This is a genomic window from Streptomyces sp. ACA25 (genome assembly GCF_028200735.1).
Taxonomy (GTDB): domain Bacteria; phylum Actinomycetota; class Actinomycetes; order Streptomycetales; family Streptomycetaceae; genus Streptomyces.
Genome location: NZ_JAQKPV010000008.1, coordinates 271,972 through 293,549 on the forward strand (window position 1 = coordinate 271,972; position 21,578 = coordinate 293,549).

Sequence of the window (21,578 nt, forward strand, 5' to 3'; positions counted from 1 at the left end):
GTACCGGCGCACCCGGCCGCGTCACCCCGGACGCCGGTCACGGCATTGTCCGTGGCCGGGTGCACGATGGACCCGTGACCACTTGCCCAGCCCAGCCCTGCCGCCCGGCCGGAGCGGAACGATGAGCCACGAGGACCCGGCCGCCGCCCTGGACGCGTTCTCCCCCGCGACCGGGGCGTGGTTCCGGCAGGCCTTCCAGGCACCCACCGCCGCCCAGGCCGGCGCCTGGCGGGCGATCGCCGAGGAGTCGGACGCCCTGGTGGTGGCACCGACCGGCTCGGGCAAGACGCTCGCCGCCTTCCTCGCCTCGCTGGACCGGCTGGCCTCCGTCCCGCCCCCCGCCGACCCGCTCCGCCGCTGCCGGGTGCTGTATGTCTCACCGCTGAAAGCCCTGGCGGTCGACGTGGAGCGCAACCTGCGCGGCCCGCTCACCGGTATCCGCCAGGAGTCGGTCCGGCTGGGGCTGCCCGAGCCGGACATCCGGGTGGGCATCCGCTCAGGTGACACCCCGCAGGCCGACCGCCGGGCCCTCGCCAGGCGCCCGCCGGACATCCTCATCACCACACCCGAGTCGCTCTTCCTGATGCTCACCTCGGCCGCCAGGGAAGCGCTGTCCGGGGTGGAGACGGTGATCCTGGACGAGGTGCACGCGGTCGCGGGCACCAAGCGCGGGGCGCATCTGGCGCTCTCCCTGGAGCGCCTCGACGAGCTGCTCGACCGCCCGGCCCGGCGCATCGGCCTCTCCGCGACGGTCCGGCCGGTGGACGAGGTCGCCCGGTTTCTCTCCCCGCAGCGGAGAACCACGATCGTCCAGCCGCCGGCCGGCAAGACGTTCGACCTGTCGGTGGTCGTCCCGGTCCCCGACATGAGCGAGCTGGGCGGCGCGCCCGCACCGGACGCACCCGGCTCCGGGGAGCGGCCCTCCATCTGGCCCTCCGTGGAGGAACGGATCGTCGACCTGGTGCAGGACCACCGCTCGACCATCGTCTTCGTGAACTCCCGGCGCCTCGCGGAGCGGCTGTGCAACCGGCTGAACGAGATCGCCCACGAGCGGGCCACCGGTGAGCCGCTGCCGGAGGCACACGGTCCGTCCGAGCTCATGGGCGGCTCGGGTGCCGGCACCGGGGCACCGCCGGTCCTCGCCCGCGCACACCACGGCTCGGTGTCCAAGGATCAGCGGGCGCAGGTGGAGGAGGAGCTCAAGGCCGGCCGGCTGCCCGCCGTCGTCGCCACCTCCAGCCTGGAGCTCGGCATCGACATGGGAGCGGTGGACCTCGTGATCCAGGTGGAGTCCCCGCCCTCGGTGGCCTCCGGCCTGCAGCGGGTCGGCCGGGCCGGGCACCAGGTGGGTGCCGTCTCGACCGGAGTGGTCCTCCCCAAGTACCGCGGTGACCTGGTGCAGGCGGCGGTGGTCACCGAGCGGATGCGGCAGGGCGCCATCGAGGCGCTGCGGATCCCGGCCAACCCCCTGGACGTGCTCGCCCAGCAGGTGGTCGCGATGGCCGCGATGGACCGCTGGGACGTCGACGAGCTGCTGTCCGTCGTGCGCCGGGCAGCGCCCTTCGCCGCCCTCCCGGAGTCCGCCTACCACGCGGTCCTCGACATGCTCGCCGGGCGCTACCCGTCCGACGCCTTCGCGGAGCTGCGGCCCCGCCTGGTCTGGGACCGGATCGCCCACACCGTCAGCGGGCGGCCGGGCGCCCAGCGTCTCGCGGTCACCTCGGGCGGCACCATCCCGGACCGCGGCCTGTTCGGCGTGTTCCTCGTCGGCACCGATCCGAAGAAGGGCGGGGGCCGGGTCGGGGAGCTCGACGAGGAAATGGTCTACGAGTCCCGCACCGGGGACGTCTTCACGCTGGGCACCACCTCCTGGCGAATCGAGGACATCACCCGGGACCGGGTGCTGGTCACCCCCGCTCCCGGGGTGCCCGCACGGCTGCCCTTCTGGAAGGGCGATCAGCTGGGCCGCCCGCTGGAGCTCGGCCGCGCCCTGGGGGCATTTCTCCGGGAGATCGGCTCACTGGCCCCGGAAGCGGCCCGGGAGCGCCTGACCGCGGCCGGGCTCGATGCCTGGGCGGTGGACAACGTCCTGGCCCATCTGCGGGAGCAGCGGGAAGCCTGCGGGCACGTGCCGGACGACCGGACCATCGTGGTGGAACGGTTCCGGGACGAGCTGGGCGACTGGCGGGTGGTCGTCCACTCCCCGTTCGGCGCGCAGGTGCACGCGCCGTGGGCACTGGCGCTCGGCGCCCGCCTCACCGAGCGGTTCGGGGTGGACGCCCAGGTGCTGCACGCCGACGACGGCCTGGTGCTCCGGCTCCCCGACACCGACCTGCTGACCCTCGGTCCCGACCCGCTGCCGGAGACCGACCACGGGCCCCCCGGACCGGCGGGCGGTCAGGAGGACGGGCCCGCGCCGCTCGGAGCGGAGGACGTCCTGTTCGACACGGGCGAGGTCGAGCAGCTCGTCACCGACCAGGTGGGCGGCTCCGCGATGTTCGCCGCCCGCTTCCGCGAGTGCGCCGCCCGCGCCCTGCTGCTGCCGCGGCGCAGTCCCGGCCGGCGGACACCGCTGTGGCAGCAGCGGCAGCGGGCCGCCCAGCTGCTCTCGGTCGCGAGTGAGTTCGGCTCCTTCCCGATCATCCTGGAAGCCGTCCGAGAGTGCCTGCAGGACGTTTTCGACGTTCCCGGCCTCGCCCGGCTGATGTCGGACGTCGAGGCCCGCCGGGTGCGTCTGGTGGAGGTCACCACCCGGGAGCCGTCCCCGTTCGCCCGCTCACTGCTGTTCGGCTACGTCGCGCAGTACCTCTACGAGGGTGACTCCCCGCTCGCGGAGCGGCGGGCGGCGGCCCTGTCGCTGGACTCCCGGCTGCTGGCCGAGCTGCTCGGCCAGGCCGAGCTGCGGGAGCTGCTGGACCCCGAGGTGCTCCGGGAGCTCGAGCGGGAGCTGCAGTGGCTGACCGACGACCGGCGGGTGAAGGATGCCGAGGGCGTCGCCGACCTGCTGCGGGTACTCGGCCCGCTCACGGAGGCAGCTCTGACCGACCGCGGAGCGGAGCTCGCGTGGGCACCGGAGCTGGCGGGCGCCCGCCGGGCGATCCGGGTGCGGGTCGCGGGTGAGGACCACTGGGCCGCGATCGAGGACGCCGGGCGGTTGCGGGACGCGCTCGGCGCCGCCCTGCCCGTCGGCGTTCCCGAGGCGTTCACCGAACCGGTCAAGGACCCGCTGGGTGACCTGCTCGGGCGGTTCGCTCGGACCCACGGCCCGTTCACCGCCGCTCAGCCGGCCGCGGCCTTCGGCCTCGGCGTGGCCGTCGTGGAAGGGGTCCTGCACCGTTTGGCGGCGGACGGCCGGATGGTGCACGGCGAGTTCCGGCCGGAGGGGGTCGGCCAGGAGTGGTGCGACCCGGCAGTGCTGCGCCGGCTGCGGCGCCGGTCGCTGGCCGCGCTGCGCGAGGAGCTGGAGCCGGTGCCGCCGTCCGCGCTGGCCGCCTTCCTTCCGCAGTGGCAGCACGTGGCGGGGACCGCGGGGGGAGGACTGCGCGGCACCGACGGTCTGCTGCGCGCCGTCGAGCAGCTCCAGGGCGCTCCGGTTCCGGCGTCGGCGTTGGAGAGGCTGGTGCTGCCCTCCCGGGTGTCCGGCTACGCGCCGGCGATGCTGGACGAACTGACGGTCTCCGGAGAGGTGCTCTGGGCGGGTGCCGGGGCGCTGCCCGGAAAGGACGGCTGGATCACCCTGTGCCCGGCGGACTCCGCCCCGCTCCTGCTGCCGGCCCCCTCCCCCCTGGAGCTCTCCCCGGTGCACACGGCTGTGCTGAACGCCCTCTCCGGTGGCTACGGCCTGTTCTTCCGGCAGCTCGCGGAGCGGGTCAGGGCGGCCGGGGCCGAGGTCTCCGAGCACGAGCTCGCCGATGCCGTCTGGGAGCTGGCCTGGTCCGGCCGCCTGACGAACGACACGCTCGGTCCGCTGCGCGCCCTGCTGGGCTCCGGGCGCACCGCCGGCTCCACCGCCCACCGCGCCCGGCGGAGCGTGCCCCGGGGCCGCTACGGCTCCTTCACCGGCGCCGCACGCCGCCCGCCGGCCTCCCGTTCCGGCCCGCCCACCGTGGCCGGCCGCTGGGCACTCCTGCCGGAGCAGGAGAGCGCGCCCACGCTACGCGCCCACGCGCTGGCCCGCACCCTGCTGGACCGGCACGGGGTGGTCACCCGCGGGGCCGTCTCCGCCGAGGGGGTGGAGGGCGGATTTGCCGCGGCGTACCGGGTGCTGGCCGCTTTCGAGGAGACCGGCCGGGCCCGGCGCGGCTATGTGGTGGAAGGGCTGGGGGCTGCGCAGTTCGCCATGGACGGTGCCGTGGACCGGCTGCGGGCGGTGAGCACCGGCCGGGAGCGGGCCGCCCCGGACGCGGGCCGGCGGCCCGTGCTGCTGGCGGCCGCCGACCCGGCGAACGCCTACGGTGCCGCGCTGCCGTGGCCCGACCCACCGGAAGGTGCCGGGCACAAGCCGGGCCGGAAAGCCGGCTCACTGGTGGTGCTGGTCGACGGAGAGCTCACGCTCTACCTGGAGCGCGGGGGCAGAACACTGCTGGCCTGGCCGCCGGCGGAGGCCGCACTCCCCCGGGACGGCGCATCACCGGCGCTCGGAGCAGCGGCTGAGGAGCTCGCCACGGCCGCCCGGCAAGGGACGCTGGGTACGGTGACGGTGGAGCGCGTCAACGGTTCACCGGTGCTGAGCGATCCGTTCTGGGTGCGGCTGCTGGAAGCCGCCGGCTTCCACGCCACCCCCCGCGGACTGCGCATCCGGGCCTGACCGGAGTTCCCCCGGTCACCCCACAGGAACAACAGCGCCAGGGGTGTGGGGTCCACCCTTCCGGGCGGATCCCACACCCCTGGCGCCCTGTAGGCGTTTCAGGCCGCGACCACGTCGACCGCCTCGGCCGGCGCCTTGATCGTGACACGCTCCTCCGGGCGGCCCGTGACCGAGGTCACGCGCATCGGGTTGAGCATCGGACGCATCGGGGGCGGCACCGTGTCGCTCGCTGCGGACTGCGCCAGCTCAGCGAGAGCCAGCTCGTCACTGACCTCCCGCAGAAGCTCCGACATCCGAACGTCCAGTGCGTCACAGATGGCGGCCAGCAACTCGGAGGAAGCTTCCTTCTGTCCGCGTTCGACCTCGGAAAGGTAGCCGAGCGAGACCCGGGCGGACGAGGAGACTTCGCGCAGAGTGCGGCCCTGACGTTGGCGCTGCCGACGCAGCACGTCACCCAGCAGGCGACGAAGCAGAATCATCGGTGGCTCCCTCCTCGGACCTTGGCCTCGCTAGCTTCATGCCCCACCGTACCGCCTCGGACTCCCGCCGTGCGGGGAGCGATGTCGTGTTCACTCAGGGCTGTAAACATCCGGCCCCGCAGCGGTGTTCCCTTCCCGGCAAGGTTCGGACCGGTTTGTGGAACATTCTTCGATTTTCTTCCTGGCATGCTCCAGCACCGCACACACACTGCCGCTGCGGATGCCGGCGCGGTCTCCGCTCAGCGACAGGTGCTGCGCCGATGCCTCCCGGTCCCCCGGGCCGCACACGGCGACGAAGACGGTGCCGACCGGACGGCCGTCCTGCCGCGCGGGCCCCGCGACACCGGTGGTGGCCAGCCCCCAGTCCGCGCCGAGCCGCTCGCGGACCCCGGCCGCGAGCTGTCGCGCGACTTCCGGGTCGACCGCGCCGCGCTCCTCGAGCAGGGCCGCGTCCACGCCCAGCAGCTGGTGCTTCAACTCGGTGGCATAAGCCGTGACCGAGCCGAGGAACGTACCGGAGGCCCCCGGTGCTCCGGTGAGGGCAGCCGCCACCAGACCGCCGGTCAGCGATTCGGCGACGGCCACGGTCTGGCCCCGCTCCTTCAGCCGGGCCAGGACCTGAGCCGCGAGGGCGAACTCCGGCGACTCGCCGTCATCACTCATGGTTCCGCTCCTGCTCCGCACGCTCCGCGGTCCGGCCGGCGCGCCGCAGAGTGATGGCCTGGCGCACATAGTCCAGGCCGGTGGCCACGGTCAGGACAACCGCCACCGCCATCATCCACCAGCGCAGCGTCGCCAGCGGGCCGGTCAGCGCCAGGATGTACATGCCGACGGCAATGCCCTGCGTGAGAGTTTTCGCCTTTCCGCCCCGGCTGGCGGGGATCACTCCGTGTCTGATCACCCAGAAACGCAGCACCGTGATGCCGAACTCGCGGGCCAGGATGACCCCCGTCACCCACCAGGGGAGGTCACCGAGCACGGACAGGCAGACGAGGGCTGCACCCATGATCGCCTTGTCGGCGATGGGGTCCGCGATCTTCCCGAAATCGGTCACCAGGTTCCGGCGCCGGGCCAGCTCCCCGTCGAACAGATCGGTGATCATGGCGATGGTGAAGGCCGCCCAGGCCAGGGACCGCCAGGCCGGATCGTGCCCGCTGTCCACGAACATGAGCAGGACGAAGCCGGGAACAAGTGCCAGCCGCATCATCGTCAGGATGTTCGCGATGTTCCACAGGCCGGCCTGGCGGCCGGCCCGCTGCCGGTGTGCCGCCGTGCCCCGGCCCGCGGCGGCCGGCATCCCCGTCATCTCCCAGCCCCGGCACGGCCGGCCGCGGGCCGGAGCACGGCGATCAGATCCACCCCTTCGGTGGCCACGATCTCGGCGTCGACGTACTCCCCGGCCTTCAGGTCCCGCGCGTCCGGCCCCTTGATCATTATCTGTCCGTCGGTCTCCGGCGCCTGGTGCACGCCCCGGCCGACCGCGGTCAGCGATTCCCCGGCCCCGTCGTCCGGCCCTTCGTGTTCGAACGACTCGATGAGCACCCGGGCCCGCTCGCCGATCCGCTCCTCGGCCCGCTGCGCGGTCAGCTCCTCGGCCAGCCGGGAGACCCTGGCCAGCCGCTCGGCCACCACCTCCGCGGAGTTCTTCCCCGGGTAACCGGCTGCCTCGGTGCCCTCCTCGTCGGAGTAGCCGAAGACGCCGACGGCGTCCAGCCGGGCTTCGCCGAGGAAGCGTTCCAGCTCGGTGACGTCGGCCTCGGTCTCCGCGGGGAAACCGACGATGAAGTTCGAGCGGACACCCGCCTGGGGCGCCCGGACCCGGATCGCCGCGAGCAGTTCGAGGAAACGCTCGGTGTCACCGAAGCGCCGCATGGCGCGCAGCACACCGGGGGCGGAGTGCTGGAACGACAGGTCGAAGTACGGGGCGACCTTCTCGGTGCCGGTCAGCACATCGATGAGCCCGGGCCGCAGCTCGGCAGGCTGCAGGTAGCTCACCCGGATGCGCTCCAGGCCCTCCACCGCAGCGAGCTCGGGGAGCAGCGTCTCCAGCAGCCGGATGTCACCGAGATCCTTGCCGTAGGAGGTGTTGTTCTCCGAGACCAGCATGATCTCCGAGACTCCCTCCCCGGCCAGCCAGCGCGCCTCACCGAGTACGTCGGACGGCCGCCGCGAGACGAAGGACCCGCGGAAGGAGGGGATGGCGCAGAAGGAGCACCGCCGGTCGCATCCGGAGGCCAGCTTGATGCTGGCGACAGGGCTGGAGTTCAGCCTGCGGCGCAGCGGGGCGCGGGGGCCCGAGGCCGGTGCCAGGCCCGGCGGAAGGTCCTCCGCCACGGGTGCGGAGGACCCGGTCCGGTCGCCGTGCCCGGGCAGGGCCACCTCCGAGCCCTGGCGCTCGGCAGGGCTGATGGGCAGCAGCTTGCGACGGTCCCTGGGGGTGTGCGCGGCGTGCACTCCCCCGGCCAGGATGGTCTGCAGCCGGTCCGAGATGTCGGCGTAGTCGTCGAAGCCGAGCACGCCGTCGGCCTCCGGCAGCGCCTCGGCAAGATCCTTGCCGTAGCGTTCGGCCATGCATCCGACCGCGACCACTGCGCGGGTGCGGCTTCCGCTGCCCGGGGCCTTGAGATCGTTGGCCTCCAGCAGCGCGTCGACCGAGTCCTTCTTGGCGGCCTCGACGAACCCGCAGGTGTTGACCACGGCCACATCGGCCTCGGTGGCGTCGTCGACGAGGTCCCAGCCGTCCGCAGCGAGCCGGCCCGCCAGCTCTTCGGAATCCACCTCATTACGGGCACAACCGAGGGTGACGAGGGCGACGGTACGGCGTTCGGACATGAGCTCAGCCTACTTCGTCCCGGACGGCCCTCATGATCGGGCTGTCCGGGACGACGGGCCGCCGCCGGGCGGGCAGAGCCCGGTGCGGAACAGTCAGCCCTCCTCAGGGTCTCCGGTGGTGAAGCTGAGGCGCTGCACCTGGCCGGTCTCCCCGATGTCCTCGATGGGCTTCCCGTTGACGTGCAGTTCGATGACCCCCGCGTTGCCGGTCACCAGGTCGATCTGGTCGTCGGCGGTGAAGGTCTCGGAATCCCCTTCGTTGAGCTCCCCCTCGAAGAGCAGCTGACCGGTGCCCTGGTCCTTCACCGAGACCCAGCTCTGGCCGTTGGCGGTCACCGTCACGGTGACCTTGTCGGCGGGGACGTTGGCGATCGCGCTGTCCGAGGGCTCCGGCTCGGGGTCGGCCGTGCCGCCACCGGCCTCGGAGGCCTCGTCCGGGTCCTCGGCACTCTCCGCCGACTGGCTGCCCTCGGCGACGGTGGCCGGCTCCTCGTCCCCCGCACCGCTGAAGAAGGTGAAGCCGACGAAGCCGACCACCGCGACGATGGCGGCCACCATGGCTGCCGTCCAGTTGGGGCGTCGCGGCTCGGGACGGATCCGTTCCGCGTCGAAGACCGGCGCGGCGGGAGTGGGCTCCGGAGCGGCAGCCGTGCCCTGCTCGGCACGGTACTGCTCGATGAGATCAGCCGGATCGAGCCCGACGGCGCGCGCGAGCGTGCGGATGTGCCCCCGGGCGTACACATCGCCGCCGCAACGGGAGAAATCGTCCTGCTCGATCGCGTGCACGATGGGAATCCGTACCCGAGTGGATGTGCTGACCTCGTCGACGGTCAGCTTCGCGGCGATGCGAGCCTGTTGGAGGGTGCGACCGACAGAGGGCCGGTCCTTGGCCAGTGCGGTGCCATGGGACACGGGTGCGCCTTTCGAGCGTGAATCCACGTGCTGTGCGTCAAGTCTAGGGGTGGCCTCAACGGAACGAGCAAGCGGGCCGACAGAGTTTGTCCGCCATCAGAATGCCGTGAATACCGCGGCGGCGCCTGCCGCCCCTCCGCGCCGCCGGTTCATCATGGCCCTCGGACCGTACACCGAGGGCCGAATGGCGGAGGAGGGCCGACCGGTCCACTCGTCCCTACGGGTGAGTCTCCCCACGGATGACGGCGAGCACTCCCGCGAATTCCTCCGGCTTGACGAGAACGTCCCGGGCCTTGGAGCCCTCGCTGGGACCGACCACCCCCCGGGACTCCATGAGGTCCATCAGCCGGCCGGCCTTGGCGAAGCCCACCCGGAGCTTGCGCTGCAGCATGGAGGTGGAGCCGAACTGTGTCGACACGACCAGTTCGGCCGCCTGGCACAGCAGGTCGAGGTCGTCGCCGATCTCCTCGTCGATCTCCTTCTTCTGCGACTTGCCGACCAGCACGTCATCGCGGAATGTCGGCGCCATCTGCTCCTTGCAGTGCGCGACGACCGCGCTGACCTCCTCCTCGGTGATGAAGGCGCCCTGCATCCGGGCCGGTTTGTTGGCGCCCATCGGCAGGAAGAGCCCGTCCCCCTTGCCGATGAGCTTCTCGGCTCCCTGCTGGTCGAGAATGACCCGGCTGTCCGCGAGCGAGGACGTCGCGAAGGCCAGCCGGGAGGGCACATTCGCCTTGATGAGGCCGGTGACGACGTCCACGCTGGGCCGTTGGGTGGCGAGTACCAGGTGGATGCCCGCGGCCCTGGCGAGCTGGGTGATCCGCACGATGGCGTCCTCGACGTCGCGCGGCGCCACCATCATGAGGTCGGCCAGCTCGTCCACGATCACCAGCAGATACGGATAGGGAGCCAGCTCCCGCTCACTGTCCTCGCCGGCCGAGACCTTCCCCGCACGCACGGCCGCGTTGAAGTCGTCGATGTGGCGGTAGCCGTAGGCGGCCAGGTCGTCGTAGCGCAGGTCCATTTCGCGCACCACCCACTGCAGCGCCTCCGCGGCCTTCTTGGGGTTGGTGATGATCGGCGTGATGAGGTGCGGAATACCCTCGTACACGGTGAGCTCGACCCGTTTGGGGTCCACCAGCACCAGCCGGACGTCCTCCGGAGTGGCACGCATCAGCACGGAGGTGATCAGGCAGTTGATACAGGAGGACTTGCCGGAACCGGTGGCGCCGGCGACGAGCAGGTGGGGCATCCGGGCCAGATTGGCCGAGACGTAGGCACCCTCCACATCCTTGCCGAGCCCCACCACCAGCGGGTGCTCCTCCCCCACCGCGTCCGCCATCCGCAGGACGTCCCCGAGGTTCACCATCTCCCGGTCACTGTTCGGGATTTCGATCCCGACCGCGGACTTCCCCGGGATCGGGCTGATGATCCGCACATCCGGGCTGGCCACCGCATAGGCGATGTTCTTGGCCAGCGCGGTGATCTTCTCGACTTTGACCGCGGGACCGAGCTCCACCTCGTAGCGGGTGACCGTCGGTCCCCGGGTGAAGCCGGTGACCCGGGCATCCACCTTGAACTCGGAGAAGACCGTCGTCAGCGAGGCCACCACCGCGTCATTGGCAGCGCTGCGGGTCCGCCCCGGGCCACCACGCTCCAGCAGGTCCACCGGAGGCAGCACATAGGTGATGTCACCGGCGAGCTGAAGCTGTTCCGCCCGGGACGGGAGGGCTCCGGCCGGCTCCGGCGCGCGGCGCGTGAGGTCCGGGACTCCGCTCCCCGATTCCTCTCCGGCCCCGGCCGGCAGCGCCCCTGACGGAGACTCGGCCGCGCTGTCGCTCTCCGGCCTGCTCCGGCGTCCGGTGGAGATGCGGCTGCTGATGTCCGCCACCAGCGGAGAGGGCTGCACGCCGTGCAGCACGGCACCGTCCAGGGCGGCGGCCGCCGCAGCAGCCACGTCCACCGCTTCGGAGGAGGTGCCCGCGCGGGACCGGTTCTTGCGGCGGGGAGTACGGCGGCCCTCCGGTGCCGCCGCGGCGCTGCCGGCCCGCCCGGTCCCGTCCTGCGGGCCGTGGCGGTCTCCGGGCTCGGGATCCGAGGCCTTGCGCATGGACAGCCGGGCATCCCCCGGGGCATCCTCCCCGGCTTCGGTGTCCGGCTCGGGTTCCGCGAACACCCCGAGCCGGACGGCCCCTTCCCGCAGGCGCCGGGGAATCGCGTTCACCGGGGTCGCCGTGACCACCAGCAGGCCGAAGACGGTGACCAGCATCAGCAGGGGCACCACGAGCACCTCGCCCACCGCGAAGATCAGCGGACGGGAGGCCAGCCAGCCGATGAGCCCACCGGCGTCCTGCATCGCCTGTGTACCGGCGCTGCGCCCCGGAGCGCCGGTCGCCACGTGCACCAGCCCCAGCACCCCCACCACCAGAGCGCTCAGGCCGATCACGATCCGGCCGTTGGCCTCCGGCTTCTCCGGGTGCCGGATCAGCCGTACCGCGATGAAGAACAACAGCAGGGGGAACACCAGGTCGAGCCGACCGAGCGCCCCGGTGACGAGAAGAGTGACCAGCTCACCGACCGGGCCCTGCAGATTGGACCAGGTGCCCGCGGCGACCACGAGGGCGAGCCCCAGGAGCAGCAGGGCCAGCCCGTCCTTGCGGTGGGCGGGGTCCAGTCCTTTCGCACCCTTGCCTATGCTCCGGAAGAGCGCGCCGACCGGGTGGGCGATCCCCATCCACACCGCCCGCAGCACCCGGAACACCGGATTCCGCTTCGGTGCGGCCTGCTTCGCCGCCGGCTTCCTGGGTGCGGACTTCTTGGCCGCCGGCTTCTTCGCGGCAGCCGCTTTCTTCGGCGCCGCACCGCTGCGCCCGGCGCGCGCGCTCTGGGAACCCTTGCCGGACGTACGTGAGGCCATGGGAGTGAGGTTACCGGTGCCGTCCGGCCGGGGCACGGAGGGCGCGGCTGAGGCGACGTCACCATCCCTGACGGGGGTCAGCCCTGCGAGGACTCCGCCCGCGCGGGTGCGTCCGCCCCGGGCTCCAGTGCGTCAAGGGCCCGGCGGAGCCCGGTGAGCTTGCGCTCCAGATGGGCGGCGGTCGCCACCGCGGCGGACATGGAAGAGTCCTCCAGCTCCTTGGACAGCGCCTCGGCCTGCTCCTCCACCGCGGCGAGGCGGGCGGAAAGCTCGGGGAGCAGACCACGGCTGCCGCGCTCCCCGTGCGCCGGCGGCCGGCCGCCTTCGAGCTCCCGGCGCAACAGCCCCGCCTGCTCCCGCAACTGGACGTTCTTCATGTAAAGGTCGACGAACACGGACACCTTCGCCCGCAGCACCCATGGATCGAAGGGCTTGGAGATGTAGTCGACAGCGCCCGCCGCGTAGCCACGGAACGTGTGGTGCGGCCCGTGGTTGATCGCGGTGAGGAAGATGATCGGGATGTCCCGGGTCCGCTCCCGGCGCTTGATGTGCGCGGCCGTCTCGAAGCCGTCCATCCCCGGCATCTGAACATCCAGCAGGATCACCGCGAAGTCATCCGTCAGCAGCGCCTTGAGCGCCTCCTCCCCTGACGATGCCCGCACCAGCGTCTGGTCCAGCGCGGAGAGGATTGCCTCCAGCGCCAGCAGATTCTCCGGCCGGTCATCGACCAGGAGGATCTTGGCCTTCTGCACCATGGCCCGTCCTCCTCGCCCCGGCGGCACGACTGGGTACCGCCCCTGGGGGCGGCACCCACACGCCGCCCTGTCCTGTGCCGGACATGGTAGCCGCACCACTCGGACGGACACACCCGGTCACCGGCTTGTCACTGCTCTCTTCCGTACTTCCCCCCGAACGTCTCCGCCGCCCGGATCGTTCCCGCCCGGACGGCGGAGGGCGGAGTCACCCGCCGTTCATCCACCGGTCCATGACCCCGAGCAGGTGGTCGGCGTCCACCGGCTTGGTCACATAGTCGGACGCCCCGGACTCCAGGCTCTTCTCCCGGTCGCCCTTCATCGCCTTGGCGGTGAGGGCGATGATGGGCAGCCCGGAGAACTGCGGCATCCTGCGGATGGCGGCGGTGGTCGCGTAACCGTCCATCTCCGGCATCATGATGTCCATCAGCACCACGACGACATCCTCGTTCGACTCCAGCACCTCGATCCCCTCGCGGCCGTTCTCCGCGTAGAGCACCCGGAGCCCATGCTGCTCGAGAACGCTGGTGAGGGCGAAGACGTTGCGCACGTCGTCGTCGACGATGAGGACCTTACGGCCGTGGAAGTCGAGGTCCGGCCGCGGCCGGCCGGTGGTCCCCGCCTCGGACTCCGCCGATCCGTTCACCTCCGGCTTCCCCGGACCATGGCCTCCGCCGTTGCTGCGGTCCCGGTGGTGCCGGGTAAGCGCCTCGGCGGCCCGCTCCGCCGCCGTCGCCGCCTTGCGGCCCTCCCGCTCAGCCGCCGTCGCCGCTCTACGGCCCTCCCGCTGCGCCGAGCCCGCGGCCCGGCCGCTGCGCCGCTGCGGGCCGTCGGAGGGCACCTCGTCACGCTCCGGAGCTGCCGCCGGCGGCTCCACCGGGGCGTCCTCCACCGCGCGCCCGGCCTTCGGTGCCGACCGGGTGCCCGGGCGCACCGGTGACGCGCCGGGGAGCGCCCGTGCGGCCCCGGCCTCCGCGCTGCCCTCGCCGAGCTGACCGTAGCCGGGCGGCGGAACCTCCGTCGGGTGCAGCGGCAGGTACAGGGTGAAGGTGGACCCCCGGCCCGGCTCGCTCGCCGCGTGAATCTCGCCACCGAGCAGCCGGGCGATCTCACGGCTGATCGACAGCCCCAGCCCGGTGCCCCCGTACTTCCTGCTGGTGGTGCCGTCCGCCTGCTTGAACGCCTCGAAGATCACCCGCATCTTGCTGCCCGCGATACCGATCCCGGTGTCCGAGACGGAGAAGGCCACCAGCGGTGCCTCGGCGTCCCGTACCGAGCCGTTCTCCAGCATCTGCTCCCGGATCTCGTGCGGCACCTCGTCGCCGGCCGCCCGGATGACCAGCTCGACCGACCCGGTGTCGGTGAACTTGACGGCGTTGGACAGCAGGTTGCGCAGCACCTGGAGCAGCCGCTGCTCATCGGTGTGCAGGGTCGGGGGCAATTCGGGAGAGACCCGAACGGAGAACTCCAGGTTCTTCTCCGCGGTAAGCGGCCGGAACGACGCCTCGACGTAGTCGACCAACTGCACCAGGGCGATCCGGGTCGGGCTGACGTCCATCTTGCCCGCCTCGACCTTCGACAGGTCGAGGATGTCGTTGATGAGCTGCAGCAGATCGGAACCCGCACCGTGGATCGTCTCAGCGAACTCCACCTGCTTGGAGGACAGGTTCCCCTCGGCGTTGTCCGCGAGAAGCTTGGCGAGGATGAGCAGCGAGTTGAGCGGGGTGCGCAGCTCGTGGGACATGTTCGCGAGGAACTCGGACTTGTAGCGCATCGAGACGGCGAGCTGCTCGGCACGCTCCTCCAGGACCTGCCGGGCCTCCTCGATCGCCGAGTTCTTGTACTCGATGTCCCGGTTGGTCTCGGCCAGCAGCTCCGCCTTGTCCTTGAGCTCCGCGTTGGACGACTGCAGGGCCTGCTGTTGGTGCTCCAGCTCGACCGACCGCTCCCTGAGCTGCCTGGTCAGTTCCTGCGACTGGCTCAGCAGCACCTCGGTCTTGGTATTGACGCTGATGGTGTTGACGCTGGTCGCGATCATCTCGGCCATCTGGTTGAGGAAGTCCCGCTGGATGTGGGTGAACGGCTGGAAAGCCGCCAGCTCCACCACTCCGAGCACGGTCTCCTCGAAAACCACCGGGATGACGATCACATGGGCGGGCTGTGCCTCGCCCAGACCGGAGGAAATCTTCAGGTACCCCTCGGGAGTGTGCCCGAAGAGAATGGTGCGGCGCTCCTGAGCGGCGGTGCCGACCAGGGACTCCCCCGGACGGAAGGACGTCGGCATGGTGCCCGCCGCGTAGCCGTAGGAGCCGATGAGCCGCAGCTCGTAGCCGTCGTCCTCACTCGCCCCCACACCGTGCTCGGTTTCCGCTCCGGTCGGCACGGCGAGGAAGAACGCCCCGTGCTGTGCGGAGACCGCCGGCGCCAGCTCGCTCATGATCAGCTTGGCGACGTCCCGAAGGTCCCGGCGTCCCTGCATCAGGGCAGAGATACGGGCGAGGTTGCCCTTGAGCCAGTCCTGCTCCTTGTTCGCCAGGGTCGTCTCACGCAGGTTACTGATCATGGTGTTGATGTTGTCCTGGAGCACCAGGATCTCGCCCGCGGCCTCGGCGTCAATTTTCACACTGTGATCGCCGCGGGTCACCGCGGTCGCCACCCGGGCGATGCCACGCACCTGCCGGGTCAGGTTCCCGGCCATCTCGTTCACCGACTCGGTGAGCTCTTTCCAGGTCCCGGCGACGTCCCGGACCCGGGCCTGACCGCCCAGCTGGCCCTCGGTACCCACCTCGCGGGCCACCCGCGTCACCTGCTCGGCGAAGGACGACAGCTGGTCCACCATCGTGTTGATCGTGGTCTTCAGCTCGAGGATCTCTCCCCGCGCGTCGATGTCGATCTTCTTGGTCAGATCGCCCTTGGCGATGGCCGTGGTCACCATCGCGATGTTGCGGACCTGACCGGTCAGGTTGTTCGCCATACCGTTGACCGACTCGGTGAGGTCCTTCCAGGTGCCGGACACGCCGGGCACGTTCGCCTGCCCGCCCAGCTGGCCCTCCGTACCGACCTCGCGGGCCACCCGCGTCACCTCGTCGGCGAACGACGACAGCGTCGTCACCATCGTGTTGACCGTGTCGGCCAGCTGCGCCACCTCGCCGCTGGCCGCGACGGTGACCTTCTTCGACAGGTCGCCGTTGGCCACCCCCATGGCGACCTCGGAGATGTTCCGCACCTGGCTGGTGAGGTTGCGGGCCATCAGGTTGACGTTGTCGGTGAGGTCCTTCCAGGTGCCGGAGACGCCCCGCACCTGCGCCTGACCGCCCAGCTGGCCCTCGGTACCCACCTCGCGGGCCACCCGCGTCACCTGGTCCGCGAAGGACGACAACTGGTCCACCATCGTGTTCACCGTGGTCACCAGCGCGAGGATCTCCCCCCGCGCGTCCACCGTGATCTTCTTGGAGAGATCCCCCTTGGCGACCGCGGTCGTCACCTCGGCGATGTTGCGGACCTGCAGGGTCAGGTTGTTCGCCATACCGTTGACCGACTCGGTGAGGTCCTTCCAGGTGCCGGAGACGCCCCGCACTTCCGCCTGCCCGCCCAGCCGGCCCTCGGTGCCCACCTCCGTCGCGACCCGGGTGACCTGTTCGGCGAAGGAGGAGAGCTGGTCCACCATCGTGTTCAGGGTTTCCTTGAGCTCCAGGATCTCCCCGCGGGCGTCCACCGTGATCTTCTGCGACAGATCGCCGCGGGCCACGGCTGTCGCGACCTGGGCGATGTTGCGGACCTGATCCGTCAGGTTCGAGGCCATCCCGTTCACCGAGTCGGTGAGGTCGCGCCACACGCCGGCCACCCCGGGGACCTGCGCCTGGCCGCCCAGCCGGCCGTCGGTGCCGACTTCCCGGGCCACCCGCGTGACCTGGTCCGCGAACGAGGACAGCTGGTCCACCATCGTGTTGATGGTGTTCTTCAGCTCCAGGATCTCGCCCCGGGCACTGACTTCGATCTTCTGCGAAAGGTCACCGCGGGCGACCGCCGTGGTGACCTGGGCGATGTTGCGGACCTGCGAGGTCAGGTTCAGCGCCATGAAGTTGACGGAGTCCGTCAGGTCCTTCCAGGTGCCGCTGACCCCGTCCACCCGGGCCTGACCGCCGAGCCGCCCCTCGATGCCGACTTCGGTGGAGACTCGCGTCACCTGGTCCGCGAACGAGGACAGCTGGTCCACCATCGTGTTCACGGTGTTCTTCAGCTCGAGCATCTCCCCGGCCACATCCACCGTGACCTTCTGCGACAGATCCCCGTTCGCCACCGCAGTCGTCACGTGAGCGATGTTGCGGACCTGACCCGTGAGGTTGCGGAAGGCCGTGTTCACCGAGTCCGTGAGGTCCTTCCAGGCACCGGCCACACCCTGCACGGACGCCTGCCCGCCCAGCACCCCCTCCGCGCCGATCTCCCTGGCGACCCGGGTCACCTCGGACTGGAACGAGGAGAGCTGGTCCACCATCGTGTTCACGGTGTTCTTCAGCTCGAGCATCTCCCCGGCCACATCCACCGTGACCTTCTGCGACAGATCCCCGTTCGCCACCGCAGTCGTCACCTGCGCGATGTCGCGCACCTGGGCGGTGAGATTACGGAAAGCGGTGTTCACCGAGTCCGTGAGGTCCTTCCAGGTCCCCGAGACGCCCTGGACCCGGGCCTGGCCCCCGAGCTGCCCCTCGGTACCGACCTCGCTGGCCGCCCGTGTCACCTCGTCCGCGAAGGTGCGGAGTGTCTCCGTCATCGCGTTGATGGTCTCGGCCAGCTGCGCGAACTCACCGCGGGCTGTCACGGTGATGGTCTGGGAGAGATCGCCGTTGGCCACCGCCGTGGTCACCTGGGCGATCTCTCTGACCTGGGCCGTCAGGTTGCCCGCCATCAGGTTCACCGAGTCCGTGAGGTCCTTCCAGACCCCCGCCACGCCCTGCACCTGGGCCTGGCCGCCCAGCTGGCCCTCCGTACCGACTTCCCGGGCGACCCGGGTCACCTCCGACTGGAACGAGGACAGCTGGTCCACCATCGTGTTCACGGTGTTCTTCAGCTCGAGCATCTCCCCGGCCACGTGCACGGTGACCTTGCGCGAGAGGTCACCGTTGGCCACCGCGGTGGTGACGTGAGCGATGTCACGCACCTGAGCGGTGAGCCGGTACGCCATCGTGTTGACGGAGTCGGTCAGGTCCTTCCAGGAGCCGGACATCCCCCGCACCCGGGCCTGACCGCCCAGCTTCCCCTCGGTGCCGACCTCACTGGCGACCCGCGTCACCTCGTCGGTGAACGCGGACAGCTGGTCCACCAGGCCGTTGACCGTTCTGCCGACCTTGAGGAACTCCCCGCGCAGCGGCCGTCCGGTCCCCTCGCCTCCTCCGGCCCGCAGGTCCATGCGCTGTTCCAGATCGCCCTCGGCGACCGCGGTGAGCACCCGCCCGACCTCCGACACCGGCCGCACCAGGTCGTCCACCAGGTCGTTGGCGTCCCCCACGGCCTTCGCCCAGGCGCCCTCGCAGGCCCCGGCGTCCAACCGTTCGGTGAGCTTCCCCTCCCGGCCCACCACCCGACGGACCCGGGCCAGCTGCCCGGTGAGATGCAGGTTGCGGTCGGCCACTTCGTTGCAGAGCGAAGCGATCTCCGCCATCGTGCCGTCACCGGTCACGGTCAGACGTTTACGGAAATTGCCGTCCCGCATGGACTCCAGGGCGGAGAGCAACCGGTGCAGGGCCGCGGCGTCGACTTCCACCGTTCCGGTGCTCCGGCCGCGTGCGGTGCGCATCCGCTCGCCGGGGCGCGTTTCGGCTCCTTCAGACACCACTGTGTCCCTCCTGCGGGATCGACCGTTCTGCCCGAGTGCTCCCTCCGAGCTTCCCCAGTGTTTCACCCTTGAGGAACCGGGCGATAACAGTTCGGCAGCATCGCATACCGCAGTTCTCCCGCTCCGGGGGAAAACACCGGATGCGCGACTCGCAGAGGCCCCGGACCTCAGTAACCTGGCCATCGGCTGTCCGCTGGGCAGCCGGGCAGCGACAAGAACCTCTTGGGGGAGTGACGTGATCACCGCGCGAGCTGCGGCCATCTTCGAACCGGTCGGCCGCTCCGTCGGCACCGCGCGCAGTTTCGTCCGGGACACTCTCCAGGGCTGGGGCCTGGCCGACCTGATCGACGACGCCGTGGTACTCACCAGCGAGCTGGTCACCAACGCCGTCGTCCACGCCGGCACCAGCGCCGAGGTCCACTGCCTGCGCGACAGCAAGGGCGTCCGGATCGAAGTCGTCGACCGGCACCCGGAACGCGACCTGCCCGTCAAGGAGGCCATGCGCGGTCCCGCCGATCCGGACAGCGAGGGCGGCCGCGGGCTGATGCTCTGCGCCGCGCTCTCCGCCCGCTGGGGAGTGGAGTACACCTCCTCGGACAAACGCGTCTGGTTCCGCCTCGATCAGCCGACCTTCCCGGTCGGCACCCGCTCCGCGGGGCCGGTGCTGCCCGTCGACGCGCTGCCGACCGCAGAGCACCGGGTCCGGGTCGCCGTGGTCCAGGTCAACGGGGACGAGACGGTCACCACCTGGAATCAGGACGCCAGGGAGCTCTTCGGGCACACCGAGGAGCAGGTGACCGGAAAGCCCCTCACCGACCTGGCCGCCTGGCCCCAGACACCCGGCACCGGCACCAGCATCGCCGAAGCACTGACCCTGTCCCGATGGGAGGGAAGCTACGGGCTGCGCGCCGCCGACGGCCGCACCGTCCCGGTCTATGCCTCCCATCTGCGTGTCCGCGATGCCGAGGGAGAGCCCACCACGGTATGCCTGCTCGTGCGCGAGGAGGAAAGCGCCATTCTGCAGAGTCCCGCCCGCGGCCTGTTGCCGGGCTTCGCCCGGGACTCGGCGGAGCATCCCGGAGAGGCGCTGGAGGCGCTCATCGGCTCTCCTCCCCCGGACGATCTCGACGGGCTCCTGCAGCGCACCGTCGAACGGGCCAGGGACATGCTCGACGGGGACGCGGCCTTCCTGCTGCTCGCCACCGATGACGAAACGGAGCTGGAGGTGCGTGCCTCCACAGGGCTGCCCTCCACCCGCCAGCGCTTCGCAAGAGTCCCGGTGGAAACGGGCAGCGGCCGCTACAGCTCCGCCCGGATGCCCTCGGTCCACGATGACCTGGCCACCGCTCCCGGAGCGGTCCCGCTGCTCTCCGGAACCGGTATGCATGCCGTGGTGACCGTGCCCCTGAAGGTGGAAGGACGGCTGACCGGCTCCCTCGGCGTGGCTTCGGAAACTCCCGGCCGGTACCGCAACGAGGAAGCACTGCGCCTCCAGTTCGCTGCCGACCGGATCGCTCTGGCAGTGGAATCCGCCCGGCTCACCGAACTCGAGCGAATGCGCCGCGGTTCTCTGTCCTTCCTCGTCGAGGCCTCCGAGCTGCTCGCCGGCACCCTCGACCGCGACCAGACGCTGGCCCTGATGGCACAGATGACGGTCCCGACACTTGCCACCTGGTGCGCCGTCTACACCATCACCGAACCGGGCGCCGAACCCGTGCTCTCCTACGTGCTGCACGAGGACGAGGACCGGATCGACGGCATCAAGGCTCTCCTGCAGCGGGTGGACCCACCCTCCCCGGATGTCAGTCTCGGCGTCCGCAGCTGGACCGCACCGGCCGACGCCGCGCACGACACCGCCCTGCGCTCCTCCTTGCGCAGCCTGGCACTCGGCGAGTACCAGGGGTCCGGCGCTCCCGGCACCACGCTGAGCACCGCCTCGGCGGTGGGCGGGGAAACCGTCATCCTGCCGCTGATCGCCCGCAACCGGGTGATCGGGCTGCTCACCCTCGGCAGACCCACCGACGAGCGTTTCCGTCAGGAGACCCTGGAACTGGCCGAGGACCTGTCGAGGCGGGCGGCACTCGCCCTGGACAACGCCCGGCTGTACAGCGAGCGCACCGCGATCAGTCAGTCCCTGCAGCGCAGCCTGCTGCCACCGGAGCTGCCGGAGATCCCCGGGGTCGACGTGGAGGTCATCTACCGGGCGGCGGGTGAAGGGAACGAGGTGGGGGGCGACTTCTACGATCTGTTCCCGATCCGGGAGGGCGCCTACGGGTTCGCCATCGGGGACGTGTGCGGTACCGGCCCGCTGGCCGCGGCGGTGACCGGACTGGCCCGGCACGCCCTGCGGCTGCTGGCCCGCGAAGGGCTGGGCGGTCCGGCGGTGCTGGAGCGGCTCAACGCGGCGATTCTCGACGAGGGAGCCCGGGCCCGGTTCCTCACTCTCCTGTACGGAGAGCTGTGGCCTCAGCCGGACGGCGGCGCACTGCTGAAAATGGTCTGCGCGGGGCATCCGCTGCCGCTGCGGCTCAAGCCGGACGGCAGTGTCGCTCCCGCCGCCGAACCCCAGCCGCTGCTCGGGGTGATCGAGGACCTCGAACTGCACGAGGAGACTTTCGTGCTGGCACCGGGAGACGTCCTGCTCTGCGTCACGGACGGGGTCACCGAACGCCGGGAAGGCAGCCGCATGCTGGGCGACGACGGACTCGCCGAGGTGCTGAGCACCTGCACCGGGCTCACCGCCGGTGCGGTCGCCGCGCGGGTGCTGAGGGCGGTGGAGCGCTTCGCTTCCGATTCCCCCTCCGACGACATGGCCATCCTGACGCTTCGGGTGCCGGAGTGACACGGGCCGGCGAACGGCCCGGCCCAGAGAAGCCGCCGGGTACGGCGACGGGCCCGCCCTCGGGCGGGGCAGTCCTCGTCGGGGCAGCACAAAAAAGCCCCCGCCAATCGGCGGGGGCTTTTCTCGGAGCCCCAAAACGGAATCGAACCGTTGACCTTCTCCTTACCATGGAGACGCTCTGCCGACTGAGCTATTGGGGCGGTA

Annotated in this window: 10 protein-coding genes and 1 tRNA gene; 2 read left to right on the top strand and 9 right to left on the bottom strand. The window is 71.1% G+C overall.

Features of this window, described 5'->3' with window-relative positions:
* The first annotated feature begins 121 nt into the window (after positions 1 to 121).
* Positions 122 to 4,807, top strand: coding sequence for an Lhr family helicase (locus PJ985_RS14910; protein ID WP_271684233.1), 4,686 nt, complete (start codon positions 122 to 124; stop codon positions 4,805 to 4,807).
* 98 nt (positions 4,808 to 4,905) lie between these two features.
* Here the strand turns inward: PJ985_RS14910 and PJ985_RS14915 are convergent, their stop codons facing one another.
* The 8 genes from PJ985_RS14915 to PJ985_RS14950 all read right to left on the bottom strand — a co-directional run bounded on the left by PJ985_RS14915 (position 4,906) and on the right by PJ985_RS14950 (position 18,493).
* Complete coding sequence (locus PJ985_RS14915; RefSeq protein ID WP_271684234.1) at positions 4,906 to 5,286, bottom strand: helix-turn-helix domain-containing protein; 381 nt, start codon at positions 5,284 to 5,286, stop codon at positions 4,906 to 4,908.
* A 90-nt stretch (positions 5,287 to 5,376) separates the two neighbouring features.
* Entirely contained in the window at positions 5,377 to 5,949 is a 573-nt protein-coding gene (locus PJ985_RS14920; RefSeq protein ID WP_271684235.1) for a CinA family protein, read from the bottom strand.
* Positions 5,942 to 6,592: a CDP-diacylglycerol--glycerol-3-phosphate 3-phosphatidyltransferase gene (gene pgsA, locus PJ985_RS14925; protein WP_271684236.1), complete on the bottom strand. Its 651-nt coding sequence runs from the start codon at positions 6,590 to 6,592 to the stop codon at positions 5,942 to 5,944. Before pgsA ends, PJ985_RS14920 begins: the two co-directional genes overlap by 8 nt.
* Positions 6,589 to 8,118 carry a 30S ribosomal protein S12 methylthiotransferase RimO gene (gene rimO, locus PJ985_RS14930; protein ID WP_271684237.1) on the bottom strand — a complete coding sequence of 510 codons (1,530 nt, stop codon included), beginning with the start codon at positions 8,116 to 8,118 and terminating at the stop codon, positions 6,589 to 6,591. Before rimO ends, pgsA begins: the two co-directional genes overlap by 4 nt.
* Before the next feature lie 93 nt (positions 8,119 to 8,211).
* Positions 8,212 to 9,030: a helix-turn-helix domain-containing protein gene (locus tag PJ985_RS14935; RefSeq protein WP_271684238.1), complete on the bottom strand. Its 819-nt coding sequence runs from the start codon at positions 9,028 to 9,030 to the stop codon at positions 8,212 to 8,214.
* A 217-nt stretch (positions 9,031 to 9,247) separates the two neighbouring features.
* The gene (locus PJ985_RS14940; protein WP_271684239.1) at positions 9,248 to 11,947 is read right to left on the bottom strand and encodes a DNA translocase FtsK; all 2,700 of its coding nucleotides are present in this window, start codon (positions 11,945 to 11,947) and stop codon (positions 9,248 to 9,250) included.
* A gap of 77 nt (positions 11,948 to 12,024) precedes the next feature.
* Positions 12,025 to 12,702 (bottom strand): response regulator, encoded by a 678-nt coding sequence (locus PJ985_RS14945; protein WP_271684240.1) that lies wholly within the window; start codon positions 12,700 to 12,702, stop codon positions 12,025 to 12,027.
* A gap of 205 nt (positions 12,703 to 12,907) precedes the next feature.
* Positions 12,908 to 18,493 (bottom strand): HAMP domain-containing protein, encoded by a 5,586-nt coding sequence (locus PJ985_RS14950; protein WP_271684252.1) that lies wholly within the window; start codon positions 18,491 to 18,493, stop codon positions 12,908 to 12,910.
* Positions 18,494 to 18,767: 274 nt separating this feature from the next.
* Between PJ985_RS14950 and PJ985_RS14955 the strand changes: the two genes are divergently transcribed.
* Positions 18,768 to 21,374, top strand: a complete 2,607-nt coding sequence (locus PJ985_RS14955) for a SpoIIE family protein phosphatase (protein ID WP_271684241.1) — start codon at positions 18,768 to 18,770, stop codon at positions 21,372 to 21,374.
* 127 nt (positions 21,375 to 21,501) lie between these two features.
* Here PJ985_RS14955 and PJ985_RS14960 read toward each other — a convergent pair.
* Positions 21,502 to 21,574 (bottom strand) — tRNA-Thr (locus tag PJ985_RS14960).
* Between the last annotated feature and the right edge of the window lie 4 nt (positions 21,575 to 21,578).

Excerpts from the sequence above, each read along its gene's own strand:
- PJ985_RS14910 (WP_271684233.1), top strand. The coding sequence starts at position 122 with ATGAGCCACGAGGACCCGGCCGCCGCCCTGGACGCGTTCTCCCCCGCG.
- PJ985_RS14915 (WP_271684234.1), bottom strand. The coding sequence starts at position 5,286 with ATGATTCTGCTTCGTCGCCTGCTGGGTGACGTGCTGCGTCGGCAGCGC.
- PJ985_RS14920 (WP_271684235.1), bottom strand. The coding sequence starts at position 5,949 with ATGAGTGATGACGGCGAGTCGCCGGAGTTCGCCCTCGCGGCTCAGGTC.
- pgsA (WP_271684236.1), bottom strand. The coding sequence starts at position 6,592 with ATGACGGGGATGCCGGCCGCCGCGGGCCGGGGCACGGCGGCACACCGG.
- rimO (WP_271684237.1), bottom strand. The coding sequence starts at position 8,118 with ATGTCCGAACGCCGTACCGTCGCCCTCGTCACCCTCGGTTGTGCCCGT.
- PJ985_RS14940 (WP_271684239.1), bottom strand. The coding sequence starts at position 11,947 with ATGGCCTCACGTACGTCCGGCAAGGGTTCCCAGAGCGCGCGCGCCGGG.
- PJ985_RS14945 (WP_271684240.1), bottom strand. The coding sequence starts at position 12,702 with ATGGTGCAGAAGGCCAAGATCCTCCTGGTCGATGACCGGCCGGAGAAT.
- PJ985_RS14950 (WP_271684252.1), bottom strand. The coding sequence starts at position 18,493 with ATGCGCACCGCACGCGGCCGGAGCACCGGAACGGTGGAAGTCGACGCC.